Source organism: Sporosarcina thermotolerans (genome assembly GCF_030067815.1).
GTDB lineage: Bacteria > Bacillota > Bacilli > Bacillales_A > Planococcaceae > Sporosarcina > Sporosarcina thermotolerans.
In genome coordinates, this window is the sequence record NZ_CP125968.1 from 3,270,834 (window position 1) to 3,285,918 (window position 15,085).

8 protein-coding genes and 7 pseudogenes are annotated in these 15,085 nt (G+C 44.7%); 2 read left to right on the forward strand and 13 right to left on the reverse strand.

All coding sequences use genetic code 11. The features are described from left to right. Positions 1-41: 41 nt before the first annotated feature. From QNH10_RS18390 to QNH10_RS18405, 4 genes and pseudogenes are all read right to left on the reverse strand, one after another. Positions 42-1,421 carry an ABC transporter substrate-binding protein gene (locus tag QNH10_RS18390; protein ID WP_283734689.1) on the reverse strand — a complete coding sequence of 460 codons (1,380 nt, stop codon included), beginning with the start codon at positions 1,419-1,421 and terminating at the stop codon, positions 42-44. A gap of 44 nt (positions 1,422-1,465) precedes the next feature. After that, positions 1,466-2,277: pseudogene (locus tag QNH10_RS18395) on the reverse strand (carbohydrate ABC transporter permease). 2 nt (positions 2,278-2,279) lie between these two features. Further along, complete coding sequence (locus tag QNH10_RS18400; protein ID WP_283732723.1) at positions 2,280-3,164, reverse strand: carbohydrate ABC transporter permease; 885 nt, start codon at positions 3,162-3,164, stop codon at positions 2,280-2,282. After that, positions 3,161-4,293 (reverse strand): annotated as a pseudogene (locus QNH10_RS18405) (ABC transporter ATP-binding protein). Before QNH10_RS18405 ends, QNH10_RS18400 begins: the two are co-directional and overlap by 4 nt. A gap of 73 nt (positions 4,294-4,366) precedes the next feature. Between QNH10_RS18405 and QNH10_RS18410 the strand changes: the two are divergent. Continuing rightward, positions 4,367-5,218 carry a glycerophosphodiester phosphodiesterase family protein gene (locus tag QNH10_RS18410; protein ID WP_283732724.1) on the forward strand — a complete coding sequence of 284 codons (852 nt, stop codon included), beginning with the start codon at positions 4,367-4,369 and terminating at the stop codon, positions 5,216-5,218. A 43-nt stretch (positions 5,219-5,261) separates the two neighbouring features. Here QNH10_RS18410 and QNH10_RS20855 read toward each other — a convergent pair whose 3' ends face one another. From QNH10_RS20855 to QNH10_RS20865, 3 genes are read right to left on the reverse strand one after another with little or no spacing between them, the layout of a single operon-like run. Then, entirely contained in the window at positions 5,262-5,435 is a 174-nt protein-coding gene (locus QNH10_RS20855) for a hypothetical protein (protein WP_347177922.1), read from the reverse strand. A gap of 14 nt (positions 5,436-5,449) precedes the next feature. After that, positions 5,450-6,118, reverse strand: coding sequence for a pyridoxal-phosphate-dependent aminotransferase family protein (locus QNH10_RS20860; RefSeq protein ID WP_347177923.1), 669 nt, complete (start codon positions 6,116-6,118; stop codon positions 5,450-5,452). Continuing rightward, complete coding sequence (locus QNH10_RS20865; RefSeq protein WP_347177924.1) at positions 6,031-6,426, reverse strand: pyridoxal-phosphate-dependent aminotransferase family protein; 396 nt, start codon at positions 6,424-6,426, stop codon at positions 6,031-6,033. The genes QNH10_RS20860 and QNH10_RS20865 overlap by 88 nt, the downstream gene beginning before the upstream one ends. A gap of 343 nt (positions 6,427-6,769) precedes the next feature. Here QNH10_RS20865 and QNH10_RS18420 point away from each other — a divergent pair. Then, positions 6,770-7,949: pseudogene (locus QNH10_RS18420) on the forward strand (IS256 family transposase). Positions 7,950-8,223: 274 nt separating this feature from the next. Here QNH10_RS18420 and QNH10_RS21290 read toward each other — a convergent pair. From QNH10_RS21290 to leuB, 6 genes and pseudogenes are all read right to left on the reverse strand, one after another. Next, positions 8,224-8,340: a YhfH family protein gene (locus QNH10_RS21290; RefSeq protein ID WP_283732725.1), complete on the reverse strand. Its 117-nt coding sequence runs from the start codon at positions 8,338-8,340 to the stop codon at positions 8,224-8,226. Positions 8,341-8,355: 15 nt separating this feature from the next. Beyond that, a pseudogene (gene aceB / locus QNH10_RS18430) lies at positions 8,356-9,965 on the reverse strand (malate synthase A). An 11-nt stretch (positions 9,966-9,976) separates the two neighbouring features. Then, positions 9,977-11,256 (reverse strand): annotated as a pseudogene (aceA, locus tag QNH10_RS18435) (isocitrate lyase). 417 nt (positions 11,257-11,673) lie between these two features. Next, a pseudogene (leuD, locus tag QNH10_RS18440) lies at positions 11,674-12,257 on the reverse strand (3-isopropylmalate dehydratase small subunit). A gap of 95 nt (positions 12,258-12,352) precedes the next feature. Then, a pseudogene (leuC, locus tag QNH10_RS18445) lies at positions 12,353-13,778 on the reverse strand (3-isopropylmalate dehydratase large subunit). 104 nt (positions 13,779-13,882) lie between these two features. Continuing rightward, positions 13,883-14,983, reverse strand: a complete 1,101-nt coding sequence (gene leuB, locus QNH10_RS18450; RefSeq protein WP_283732726.1) for a 3-isopropylmalate dehydrogenase — start codon at positions 14,981-14,983, stop codon at positions 13,883-13,885. Positions 14,984-15,085: the final 102 nt, after the last annotated feature.

Here is a 15,085-nt window from a genome sequence, read left to right on the forward strand (position 1 = left end):
ACACCAAAAACCCCTATTCTCACAAATAGGGGTTCCGTCAGTTACTTTTTCGTCTTATTGGCAATTTCCATCGCCCGATTAGTTCCTTCTGCAGCTTTATCAAGCACTTCCTGAGGATCCTTTCCTTGGTAGAGCTCCTCTAAAGCCGTTACAATTTGCTGTCTTGATTCCGGGAAAACGGAGATAAGCGCGCCTTGTGTGGCGAGGCCTGGTACCGTATCCTGAAGCTGGTCGACAGTCACTTTGAATTGCGGGAATTCTGCCCACTTGTCTTTTACATTCTGTTCATCATAAGCTTTCGGGTTGATGGCGAAGTAGCCTGTGTCGAGATGCCATTTTGCTTGGACTTCAGGCGTCGCCAAGTATTTCATGAACTCCCAAGCTGCTTCCTGTTTTTCTTCCGCTATCCCTTTTGACATCCACAAAGATGCACCCCCGATGACGACGCCATTCCGTTTCACCTCATCCGCATGCGGAATATACGCTACACCGACTTCGAAAGGTGCGTTTTTGATGGCGCCAGCAACACCCGCGGAGGAATCCATATACATTGCTACTTTCTCCGTTGCAAACGCCGAACGGATATCATCCCAAAGCGTACCGAAGTTGCCAAATGTGCCTGCTTTATTCATCGTATCGAGGAAGCGGAATACGTTCAGCCCTTCAGGCCCGTTGAATAAAGCTTCCGTTGCGTCACCCGATCTACCATTGTCTTCATTCACATACAGTCCGCCTTGCGTCGCAACAAGTTGTTCGAAGAACCAGCCGTATGTCAGCATGGAGAAGCCATACATATCAGCAGTTTTCAGTTTCGCAGCAACGTCAATTACCTCTGCGAACGTTTCCGGCGCTTTTTCCGGATCCAATCCAGCAGCTCTAAATGCGTCTTTATTATAAATCATGACCGGCGTTGACGAATTGAACGGCATGGAATAAAGTTCGCCGTCCACCTTATAATAATTCAGGATGTTCCCTTCCAACTGGGAAAGATCGTAATTATCCTTGTCGATGAATTTCTGCATTGGTTCGATGTAGCCACTGTCGATCATATATTTCGTACCGACTTCAAATACTTGCGTGATCGCAGGAGCATCCTTTGTACCGCCAACCCCTCGCAGCTTCGTCAAGGATTCCTCATAAGAACCTTGGAACTCCGCTATTACTTCGTATTTATCCTGGGATTCATTGAACCCTTTTACGATTTTCTCAATTGATTCCTGACCAGTTCCCGACATCGCATGCCAGAACTCGATTGTGACCTTTTCTTCCACCGTGGCATTGGTCTCGTTATTCCCTTCCGAACTGGAAGATGAATTATTCGTAGAAGACGATGATTCATCGGTTTTCGAATCGCTATTTGAACAGGCTGTCAAAATCGCAACTGTCAAAATCAGCATCCAAAACAAAGATGACTTAACCATTTTCCTCAATTCAAGCACCCCTTTTGATTTGTTAGTTAAACTAATCATTTCAAAGCACCTTGGGATAACCCTTTTTGCAATTGCTTCTGTCCAAGGAACAGCAAAATTAGCGTCGGTATAATGACTACAATAACTCCGGCCATGACCACCCCCCATTCTGTCGCAATTTCCTGGGACTGTAGCTGCTTCAAACCGATTTGCACCGTCCGAACTGACTTGTTTGTCGTAATGAGCAAAGGCCATAAATACATATTCCAAGTCGTTAGGAAGCCATAGGCACCTAATGTGACAAGACTTGTTTTCGAAACCGGTAGGACGACCCGCCAGAAAAACACGAACCGGCTCAGACCCGCAATTTGAGATGCTTCGTGCAATTCCTTCGGTATCGTCAAGTAATGCTGACGTAGCAGGAACGTACCGAATGCAAGAGCGAAAAACGGCACTGTTAACCCTTGATACGTATTGAACCAATCTAACTTCCGAATCGTGAAGACGTTCGGAATCATCGTCGCCTCCCATGGAATCATCATCGTTGAGATGAACAGGAAGAAAATGAAATCCCGTCCTTTGAATTTTAAAAACACAAACGCATACGCCGCCAAACTGCAAACAAGCAGTTGGCCAAGCATCACACTTGCAGAGACAATGAAGCTGTTCAGCAAATAATTCATCAAGGTAGTCGACTGAACACTTTAATGTAGTTTTCAAAACTTATGGACTCCGGCAAAAACTTCCCCTGAATTATCTCCGGCCCCGTCATGAATGAAATAAGGAAGGCATACAGTACGGGAAAGAAAACGAATGCTGACGTCACAAGCAATAGGAAATAGATCCATATCTTCGACAAAAGGCCCATTCTCATTGATAATGCACTCTCCTCTCGCCCAACTTGAACTGAAGGATTGTGACAACAAGGATGATGATGAATAAAATAACGGCCTGAGCACTTGCGGTCCCGAACTGGTAATTAATAAACGCCTCACGGTAAATCGAATACACGATCAAGTTCGTTGACTGTGAAGGTCCGCCCTTCGTCAAAATATCGATTTGCCCAAATGTCTGAAACGAATTGATCAGTGAAATCGTAATAATAAAGAATAATGTCGGCGACAGCATCGGCAATGTAATCCTTCTTAATCGGTAAAGATAACCCGCGCCATCTATTCTTGCACTCTCGTAAAGATGTTCATCTATGTTCTGTAGTCCGCCTAATAAAATAAGGAAGGAAAAACCGATATTCATCCAAATCGTTGAAATCGAAACAGAAATCAATGCCCACTCCGGATCTAAAAGCCACTGAACCTGTTGAATAGTAAAGAGGCTAAGTAAACGGTTGAACATGCCAATACTTGGATTAAACATGAATAACCAAATGACAGAGGAAGCTGCCACCGAAATTCCCATCGTTGAAGAGTACATCGTCCTGAAGAAACCGACTCCTTTTAATTTTTCATTCGCCAATAAGGCAAAGAAAAGGGCTAAAATGATTGTGAGTGGTACGGTATAAAAAACGAATAACCCAGTTGCTTTCATACTGTTTTGGAATTCCGACGAGCCTAACAAATAGAGATAGTTTTCGAAACCGACATTGATGGCAGGAGTCCCATTCTGATCCGTCAGGAAAAAACTTAAATAGATAGTACGGAACATCGGATAGAATACGAAAACAGAAAATAGAATGACAGATGGAAGTAGATAAAGAATCGCGGTCCGTCCATCGACTGATTTCCTCCAAAATGTCATGACGACACCTCTTTATTCGCAACATAATTTCCGTAATCGATTGTTTTCTTGATTAATTCGCCGCTTTTCTCCTCGAATATGGATAATGATTCAAAATCTATGTGGACAGACAGACGGTCGCCGATGTCGATATGCCATTGACCGCTCCATTTCGCCATCCATTCCTCCTTGCCCAATTTAAATGAAAAGATCGTTTCATTACCCAAGATTTCTACATTTGTCACTTCAACCTCGAAGACGTCGCCTTCCTTTTTGTCAGATGTCTTCGGTAAAGATTTTCCGGTCTCAGACCGACTGTCATGGACGTTCGGGGAAGTTTCCCGATTTCCTCTACTGGGACACTTATCTTGAATTTATCCCCTAATACAAGTTGTTGATCCGCTTCATTAAATTCAGCTTTAGCCAAATTCATCGGAGGAGAACCAATGAATGTCGCAACGAATGGATTGGCGGGATAATTGTAAATATCAATCGGCTTTCCAATCTGCTGGATTTTCCCTTCATGCAAGATCATGATCCGGTCCCCCATTGTCATCGCTTCCACTTGGTCGTGGGTGACGTAGATCATCGTAATACCAAGGCTTCTTTGGATTCTTCTAATTTCCGAACGCATTTGCGCACGCAGTTTTGCATCGAGATTGGACAACGGTTCATCCATTAGACAAATTGGTTTTTCATTGACGATAGCTCTGGCAAGCGCGACACGTTGGCGTTGCCCCCCGGAAAGTTCACGGGGTTTCCGGTCAAGGTAGTCCGTCAATCCAAGCATTTCCGCTACATCAGCCGCTTTCTTTCGCTGATCCTCTTTCTTCATACGTTTCACGTCAAGACCGAACGTAATATTTTGCTGTACGGATATATGTGGAAGCAGGGCGTAGTTTTGGAACACCATTGAAAGGTCCCGTTTATTCGGCGTTAAATGATTCGCTACCGTGTCACCAATTTTAAGAGTTCCACCCGTAATCTCCTCAAGACCCGCAATCATTCGCAGCATTGTACTTTTTCCGCAGCCCGACGGTCCAACCAATACAAAAAACTCGCCCGGTTCAATCGTTACGTTTATATTTGAAATAACATCGACCTGCTTATCGTATGATTTAGAGACATCAATCAGTTCCACTCGTTTCATCGAAGCGAATTCCTTCCTTTCCGCTATTTTTTAAATAATTGTTAGACACATTACGATTTAGGAGGGCAAAACTATGAATAAACTATTCCTCGTCATCCTTCTTGCCCTCCTATCAGCATGTTCCCCCCAACCTGCCAAGTTGCCTGATGACGATTTCCTGATCATCGCACACCGCGGCGCCTCGGCATACGCACCGGAGCATTCATTACTGGCCTATGAATTGGCAGTAAAGATGCGCGCCGACTACATTGAACTTGATGTACATATGACAAAAGATGGGGAACTTGTTTCCATTCACGACAGTTTTATTGATGGGTTAGATAGTAAAAAAGCGATTAAAGATATTACCTTCAATGAGTTGAAATTAGTACCGAGAGAATCTACTTTTAAAGGACCAATACCGGTCTTTTTTCCGTCCGAAACTGACCTAATACGCATAGTCAGTACGGAAGAGATCTTTTCGCATTTCCGTGACGAAGTTAATTATTATATTGAAATTAAATCTCCACAATCTTATCCCGGTATAGAAGAGGTATTACTTAAGCAACTGAGAGATTACGGGCTTTTATTCGATAAAGGAACGGTTCCACAAGTGATTTTGCAATCATTCGATGCGGATTCATTGAAAAAGGTGCATAAATTGGAGCCATCTATTCCACTTATACAACTGTATTCGGTCAAAAATGAAACGATACCAACAAAAAGGAAATTGCGGAAAATTGCTACGTATGCATCAGGCATCGGTATCAACGAAAACCTTGTAACAGCGGAGTTTGTGAAGCTTGTGCACGGCGAGAAACTGCATCTTCATCCGTATACCGTGAACGAGGAAGAAGCGATTCGGCGCATGATTGAACTTGGGGTGGATGGAGTTTTTACAGATGTTCCGGATAAGGTTGAAGGAATTTTAGAAGGTATGAAATAAAAAAACATCCTATTCAACTTGCGAATAGGATGGCTTTTCTCAATTATACGCCCGCGGAAACTTCTTCTTTGAAGCGTTTTACAGCATTTTCAATTATCACAGTATGACCGATTTCATTCAGCGTTTCGCCAATTTTTCCGATTGCTGAAATAAGCATTTCCTCCGTCGTGTTCCCCATATGCCCGATTCGGAACGCTTTGCCGGCTAAATGTGCCAAGGAACCCGCGACGATTACTCCTTTTTCCCCAATACACTACGGAATTCCGCGTCATTCACACTGTCAGGATAAAGGATACAGCTCAATGTAGATGCAGCAACATCTTCCTCCGCCAATGGCGTCATTCCATATTCACGAAGTGCACCTCGAACGCCTTTTCCGAATGCAGAATGTCTTGCGTATCGTTTTTCTAAACCTTCCTCCATGACCAATTTCATGCCTTCATCATAAGCATAGATCAGGTTCACTGGAGGCGTCGCAAAGTATTTCGAAGGATCATGCATGATTGGGATCCAGTTTTTAATATCGCAATAATATGCTGGAATATGCTCCATTTCTTCACGTGCGTTTAGGGCGGTTTGATTGAAAGCAACAATCGCCAATCCCGGAGGAACGCCAATCGCCTTTTGTGAGCCGGTCAGAATGACGTCAATCTTGTTATTTGGACTGCCATATTCTTTGCTCATATCCTCTTCCATTGCAGCCGTCGCACAGACGCCATCCAAAATGACAAGAGCACCATGTTTTTTAATAATCGGAACTAACGCATCCAAATCGGCCGCTACACCGGTTGACGTATCAGCATGAGTGATTGTCACCGCCTTGTATGTATGCTCCGATAGTGTCCGTTCCACTTCATCCGGCGAAACCTGTTTTCCCCATTCAGCCTGAAGAACATCCATCTCAATGCCAAATGCCTTCCCCAATTGAATGAACCGGTCCCGAAATAGCCATGGCTGATAATCAATAAACGTTCGCCCGCAGCTACCGTATTGACAAGAGCCATTTCCATCCCAATCGTTCCGGAACCGGAAACGACGAACACCTCACCATCCGTCTTGAACATTTCGCGTGTCCTCTCGACTGAACGCTTATAAATCTCGACAAACCTCGGATCCGTGTGACCCCTTGTCTCACTTGCCATAGCATCATAGATCGAGTCAATAACTGGAGTCGGTCCCGGTATTAAAAGCATTTCTTCATTTCGCATACTGCATCCTCCCTATTTTATGCTCTAATTCATTCATTCGCTATATGGTCGTCAGTACCCTCTTATTATAGACTTAAATAGTGGATCCATGATGGATTAATGGAACCTGATTGCGGAATAATGGGCCTTGCAGATGGAACAATGGACCCTGGACGAGATTAATGGACCTTGTACACGGAACAATGGACCCTAAACGAGATTAATGGACCTTGAACACGGAACAATGGACCCTGTGTACCTCAAAAGCGATTAAGTCCATATAATTGTGTAAATAGGAAAAGGCCTTTTCCATCCCTTGTGATAAAATGTTTTCAACCACGATAAACATTTGGAGGAATGGAAAATGGCCCAACTTAATTTTAACCTAGATATGGATATTTTAAAAGACTCTGTAATGAATTCAAACATTGATGCTGTCGTCAAATCCACAATCGTTCTCGTTCTGAATGAATACATGGAAATGGAGCGGGATGAGTACTTAAAGGCGGCTTCCTATGAGCGTTCCGTCGACCGTATTGACTATCGTAACGGATACTACGAACGAGATTTAACCATGAGTATCGGAAAAATCACATTGAAGGTCCCCCGCACACGCCAAGGTGATTTCGCTCCTTCCGTTTTTGAAAGATACGCAAGATGCGACCAGGCACTTGTCCTCTCTATGCTTGAGATGGTAGTGAATGGCGTATCGACACGTAAGGTCACAAAGGTTGTGGAACAGTTATGTGGTAAGAGTGTTTCAAAATCATTCGTCTCATCCTTGACGGCGAAGTTAGATCCTATTGTCAACGAATGGGCTAACCGACCTTTGAATACAAGCTACTTTCCTTATTTATTTGTGGACGCCATGTACATTAAAGTAAGGGAGTACAATCGTGTGGTTTTATAAAGCTGTCTACCTCGCCCTTGGAGTTGATAAAGAGGGTCGTCGAGAAATTCTTGGTTTGAAAGTGGATCATAATGAAAGTTTCAAGAGTTGGTCTGCTTTTTTCCAACACCTTATTTCAAGAGGTCTTCAATCACCTAAACTGGTCGTTTCCGATGCACATGAAGGTCTTAAAAAGGCAATTCAACAAGATTTCGTGGGTACTTCTTGGCAGCGATGCAATGTTCATTTCAAACGCAATATTGTCGAAGCCTTTCCAAAGAAGGACAACCAGGAAGCGATTAGCCTCCTAAAAAGCATATTTGCCGCAGAAGATATGGATACTGTACGGAATCTGAAAGGGCTTTTCTTTGAAAAGTACGAAGGCAACTCCAAGTACCAAAAGGCATTGGGAATTCTCGATGAGGGCTTCGAGGATTCTATTCAATATATCAACTTTCCGATTGCCCATCGTAAGTCTATTAGAAGCACAAACGGTGTCGAGAGGTTAAACGAGGAGATTCGCAGGAGAGAACGTGTAATTCGGATCTTTCCCAACACCCAATCCGCTTTCAGATTAATTGGCGCCGTGCTCATCAGTTATGTGGATGGAAACAAATACTGGAATAAAAGATTGTTTACAGATAAAAAGTCGTAAGACTTAATTGATCGTCATGCAACTTGACATGGAGCCTCTGCGGGCATGAGTCCAAAGCCAGGAAATCCAGCCGATGGGGCTGGCTTTTCCCGCCAAGGCTATCATGCCCGCCTCTCCAAGTAAAGTTGCGAGCAGTTAGATTGTAGGCGTATCCAGTATTACCTAATATATTTTGTTGAAAGAAATCCATGAAAACATTAAAAGGGAATTTACACAAGATTAAGGACTTGACTTCAAAAGCCCGTTTCCATGTACAACGGGAACGGGCTTCTTATCATTCTAGATACTTGCCGATGCAACGCTCACATTCATATAGTAGAGACTCCACTTGCTCTACAATTTCACACCCACATTCCACACAGGTCTTTGCTGACTTTGTTTGAGTTTCCATATTGAATCCCTCCTTTTAATGTAAAATCCCATATCCCGGAAGCGTCAAAAACTCTTCGAACTCCTCTTGCAACGTCAACTTAACAAACAACTCGCTCGCTTCTTTATACTTTCCAAAGCGAAATTCCTTTTCCCCAATCGACGCTTTCAACTTACTCATTTCCTCTTCAAAAACTTCATGGAATAAATCAACAGTGATTTCCCTTCCATCTTCAAGCTTCCCTTCTGGATGGCGAATCCATTGCCAAACTTGGGAACGAGAAATTTCAGCGGTTGCAGCATCCTCCATCAGATGATTGATTGGTACAGCGCCATTTCCGTTCAACCAAGATGCAATATATTGAACGCCGACACTGCAATTCATCCGCAATCCATCCTCTGTAATCGTCCCCGTCGGCACTTCAAGCAGATCTGCAGCCGTCACTTTAACGTCCTCACGCTTCCGATGCACCTGATTCGGCCCTTCCATTTGCTTGTCGAATTCCTTCATCGCAATAGCGACAAGTCCCGGGTGAGCAACCCACGTCCCATCATGTCCGTCCGTCACTTCCCAGCGTTTATCTTCTGCAACTTTCCTGAACGCTTCTTCATTCGCCTCAGGATTATTCCGAATCGGAATTTGTGCGGCCATCCCTCCAAGAGCAAAAGCATTGCGCTTATGGCATGTTTGGATGCAAAGCTGTGTATAAGCCCGCATGAATGGTGATGTCATCATCACTTGCCCTCGATCTGGCAGAATTACATCCAGCTCGTTCCGAAGTCTTTTAATGAAGCTAAAAATATAATCCCAGCGGCCACAATTCAGCCCCGCTGCATGATCCCGCAATTCATAAAGGATTTCATCCATTTCAAAAGCAGCGGTAATTGTTTCGATCAATACCGTTGCACGTATCGTCCCGACCGGAATTTCAAGCCTTTCCTGCGCGAAAAGGAATACTTCATTCCAAAACCTTGCCTCCAAATGGCTTTCAAGCTTCGGTAAATAAAAATACGGTGCCGTCCCTTTTGCGATTAACTCATTCGCATTATGAAAAAAGTAGAGTCCAAAATCGAAAAGCCCTCCTGCCATCGGTTCACCGTCGATTAAAAGATGCTTTTCATCCAAATGCAGTCCGCGCGTCCTAACGAGTAAAACAGCAGTCTCGTCATTCAATGAATAGGTCTTTCCATTCGACGGCTGTTCAAACTCAATTGTCCGCCTGACAGCATCTTTCAGATTGACTTGCCCATTGATCATATTCGACCAGGTCGGAGAAGTCGCATCCTCAAAGTCCGCCATGAAAGCTTTCGCCCCCGAATTTAGTGCATTGATGATCATTTTTCGATCCACTGGTCCTGTAATTTCGACCCGCCGATCCTGCAAATCATGGGGATCGGTGCAACACTCCAATCCCCCTCCCGGATATGCTTCGTTTCCTCAAGGTAATCAAGCTTCTGTCCTTCATTAAGGAGCTGTTGGCGTTGTTTCCGTTTATCCAACAGTTCCTTTCGTCTTCCATTGAACGTATCATGCAGACTATATAGGAATTCCAACGCTTCCGGAGTCAGGATTTCTTCCGTCCAAGCAGTCATTTCACCGACAACATCGATATTGAAACGTACTTTTTTAGAAGCCAGTTCGACCATCCTTTCGCTAATTAAATAAACTGCGCTTTCTCAGTTGAACCCTTCATGGCAGTTGTAGAAGAAGTGCCACCTGAAATGACTTGAGCCACTTCGTCGAAATACCCTGTACCGACTTCACGCTGATGGCGGGTCGCTGTGTACCCTTTCGATTCATTCGCAAATTCCGCTTCCTGCAACTTCGAGTACGCCGCCATTCCGTGGTCTTTATATCTATGCGCCAACTCGAACATGCTATGGTTCAATGAATGGAAGCCTGCGAGTGTGACGAATTGGAATTTGTACCCCATCTTGCCTAATTCACGCTGGAACTTTTCAATTGTTTCTTCATTGAGATTCGCCTTCCAGTTAAATGAAGGGGAGCAATTATAAGCAAGCATCTTCCCTGGAAATTTCTCATGGATCGCATCCGCAAACCGCTTAGCTTCTTGGAGATCAGGAGTGGATGTTTCACACCAGATGAGATCGGCATATGGCGCATAGGCAAGGCCCCGAGCAATTGCCTGATCGATACCAGCTTTCGTCCGGAAAAATCCTTCCGGAGTGCGTTCCCCTGTGATGAATGTATGATCTCGTTCGTCAATATCACTTGTAATCAAGTCCGCAGCATCCGCATCAGTACGTGCAATGATGACTGTCGATACACCTAACACATCCGCAGCAAGCCTCGCGGATATCAAATTTCGGACAGCATTTTGCGTAGGAAGCAACACCTTCCCACCAAGATGACCACATTTCTTTTCCGAAGCAAGCTGATCTTCAAAATGAACACCAGCCGCCCCCGCCTCAATCATCGCCTTCATTAATTCGAACACATTCAACGGACCGCCGAATCCGGCTTCCGCATCCGCCACAATCGGTGCAAACCAATCAAATCCGTCTTCTCTACCCTCAACATGATCGATTTGATCAGCACGTTGCAGCGCCTGATTGATGCGCTTCACAACATTCGGCACACTATTTACCGGGTAAAGGCTCTGATCGGGATACATATGGCCCGCCATATTAGCATCCGCAGCCACTTGCCAACCGCTTAAGTAAATTGCCTGAAGACCAGCCTTCACCTGCTGGACAGCCTGATTCCCCGTCAATGCGCCCAACGCATTAATGAAATCCTCTTCATGCAGTGATTTCCAAAGCCGTTCCGCACCTTTTTCGCCAATGTCTGTTCAATTTGAACTGAACCACGGAGCTTCACAACCTCTTCCCCACTATAGCCCCGTTCAATTCCCGCCCATCTGCCATCCTCACGCCAGCTATTCTCCAACTGCTTTACCTGTTCAATACGATTCATGAATCCATTCCACACCTTTCAGTGATTTACGTTGTATTCTGTTATATAGTAATGTATTTCACGTTCGATTGTTGTGGTACAGTAGGAAAGTAACAAATCAGGCTGTGAAAATGCCCTAATGGTTATAGAAGGTGAAAGTTAGGGCAGGGTACGGGCAAATAGGGGGTCTATGGGAAGTCGGAGGCGTTCTATGGGAAGTCCGCCGTGTTCTATGGGAAGTCAATCGTGTTCTACGGGAAGTCCGCCGTGTTCTATGGGAAGTCAATCGTGTTCTACGGGAAGTCGGTAGCGTTCTACGGGAAGTCCGCCGTGTTCTATGGGAAGTCGGAGGCGTTCTATGGGAAGTCCACCGTATAAGCACAAATAAAAAAACTGTAAACAAAATCATCCCTCCCGATTTTGTTTACAGTCTTATGATCAAGCATGCTTTTTTTCATACTCCGAAATTTGTTCTTCGTATTGGAAGGTCAAAGCGATTTCATCCCAGCCGTTCAACAACATTTGCTTATAGTATGGATCGATATCAAACGTATAGGCTTTCCCGTCTTCACCTGTAACAGTTTGCTGCTCAAGATTAATTTCCAAAGCATATGGCTTGGATTTTCCTTTTGTTAACAACTCTTCGATTTCATCCACCTTAAGTCGGATTGGAAGTAAACCGTTTTTAAAGCAGTTATTATGGAAAATATCCGCGAATGACGGTGCAATGACAACTTCGAATCCATAGTCTAAAATAGCCCACGGCGCGTGCTCTCTTGAAGAACCGCAGCCAAAATTCTCTTGGGCAACGAGGATTTTTGAGCCCTTGAAACGTTCATCGTTTAAAACGAAATCTTTATTTTCCGTGCCATCCGCGTTAATTCTCCAATGATAAAAAGGTATTTTCCGAAGCCGGTCCGTTCAATCCGTTTAAGGAATTCCTTTGAAATGATCTGGTCGGTATCGACATTTTTCCGGTCAAGTGGAGTCATGACGCTTTGCACTTCATTAATCGGTTCCATGAAATCATCCTTTCTTTATGCGTGAGCAAGTTTCATCGTACGCACGTCCGTGAAATGACCTGTAATTGCGGCAGCGGCTGCCATAGCTGGGCTCATCAAATGTGTTCTTGATCCGCACCTTGCCTGCCTTCAAAATTACGATTCGACGTCGATGCACATCTCTCGCCTGCTGGAACGACATCATCATTCATAGCAAGACACATGCTGCAGCCTGATTCGCGCCATTCAAAGCCTGCTTCAAGGAATACTTTATCCAAACCTTCCTCTTCCGCCTGCCTTTTCACTGTTCGGGAACCTGGAACGACGATTGCCGTGACATCCGGATGCACTTTTTGTCCCGCAATCACTTCTGCCGCATTCCGCAAATCGCTTAATCTGGCATTTGTGCAAGACCCGATGAATACATGCTGTACTGCAATTAAAGATAGCGGCGTCCCCTGTTCAAGCCCCATGTAGGTAAGCGCTTTTTTCAAAGCCTCTTTATCGGATTCATTCACGAAATCCGCTACTGTCGGAACAGTTGCGCTGATTCCCGATCCCATGGAAGGATTCGTTCCCCACGTGACAAACGGCTCGATTTCTTCAGCATTCACTTCAAGGACAGTATCATAAACTGCTCCTTCATCCGTTGCCAAAGCGAACCATTTTTCCGTTGCCTCCTCAAACGCCTCACCTTCGGGACATGTCGGCGGCCTCGTAAATAGTCGATCGTCGTTTCATCCGGGCTGATCAAGCCCGCTTTTGCCCCAGCTTCGATGGACATATTGCAAATGGTCATCCGTTCTTCCATCGACATTGCACGAATCGCTTCACCTGTGTATTCGACGATATGTCCTGTACCGACGTCGATTCCAAATTTCGCGATGATTGCAAGGATGACGTCCTTCGCGGTAACGCCATAACCTAACTTTCCATTAATGTGGATTTCCATCGTTTTCGGTTTTGATTGCCATAACGTCTGTGTCGAAAGGACATGTTCAACTTCACTCGTACCGATACCGAACGCGATTGCACCGAATGCCCATGCGTTGACGTATGGCTATCCCCGCAGACAATTGTCTTGCCGGGCTGCGTTAATCCAAGCTCTGGGCCGATAATATGAACGATTCCCTGATCTGGATGCTCCATATCCGCAAGTGGAATGCCGAATTCTGTACAGTTCTTTTCCAAAGTTGTAATCTGCTTTTTCGCGATTGGGTCGTTGATAGTCGGTAAGTTTCGGGTCGGCACATTATGATCCATCGTTGCGAAACATAGATCGGGACGACGCACTTTCCGGCCCGCAATCCGCAACCCTTCAAATGCCTGAGGAGAAGTCACTTCATGCAATAAATGAAGGTCGATGTAGAGCAAATCCGGCTTCCCCTGTTCTTCATAGACAATATGCTGATCCCAAATCTTTTCAATAATTGTTTTGGCCATTGCGCTTCTCCTTCCCTTCCAATCAATTACGCCTTGGCGTAATTGCGTCCAGATTTTTATCGAACTTGCTCGATAAACTCCTTCAAAAATCTGTGACATCCGCCGGAGGCTATTTTATTCTGCCGTGTTTTAAATCCCAACTATGCCATAAATATTTCTACATGTTTCCATTCACTTATGTGAAGAATTCCGGCTGAATAAAATTAAACGTAAGAAAACATAATGCTATTGGAAACGAACTGAAGGTCCAGTTCATTAATCACCTTATCCGTCCATTCTTTCGTCGAATGAAACCGGTCAAGTTCGCCCTTCAAATCCGCTGTGAAATGTCCTTCTTCAAACACTGTGTTAACCGCTTTTTCAATCGCTGCCGCTTCCGTCTCCATGCCGAATGAGTAGCGAAGCATCATCGCAGCAGACAAAATTGCAGCAACTGGATTCGCAACTCCTTTTCCGGCTACATCCGGAGCAGATCCATGTACCGGCTCGTATAGACCAAAACCGTCGGAACGGACACTTGCGGATGGCAATAAACCAAGTGATCCCGTAATAACGGATGCTTCATCACTTAAAATATCACCAAACATATTTTCAGTGACGACTACATCGAAAGCAGCTGGATTTGTAATTAATTTCATCGCTGCCGAATCGACTAATTGATGCTCGACTTCGATGTCCGGATAACTTTTTCGTTTTTCCTCGACGACTTCCCGCCAAAGCTTACTGGATTGAAGTACATTCGCCTTATCAACGGATGTCACTTTTCCTTTCCGCAAGCGGGCAAGTTCAAACGCTTTATCGACGATCCGCTCGATTTCCTCACGTGTATAGACGAGTGTATCGACTGCGGTCGATTCGGTTTTCCGACTCGGTTGCCCAAAATAAAGGCCTCCTGTCAACTCTCGGACGATTACCATGTCAACGTCACGAACGACTTCTTCTTTTAAAGGTGAAGCATGCAGCAAGGAAGGGACAGCCTTCACGGGCCTTAGGTTTGCGAATAAATCAAAATGCTTTCGGATAGCAAGCAGTCCTTTTTCAGGTCGCAAATCAGATGGATTTTGGTCCCATTTAGGTCCCCCGACTGCCCCTAAGAGGACTGCATCACTTGATTCGCAGAGAGCAATCGTCTCTTCAGGAAGTGGATTGTTGAACTTATCAATCGCTTCCCCACCTATAGAACCGTAGTTGAAATGGAATGTATGATTAAACCTTCTCGCAACCACCTCGAGTACTCGCACTGCAGCTTCAGTCACTTCTGGTCCAATTCCATCACCTTGTAATACAGCCACTCTTTTTTCCATAGCAATTCTCCCCTTTGTTGTCATTAACTTACAAAATATTCAGTCTCAAAAACGTATAAAATACTGTTGATTTTCGCTTCAGGCGGACGCTTTCCGCGGGCA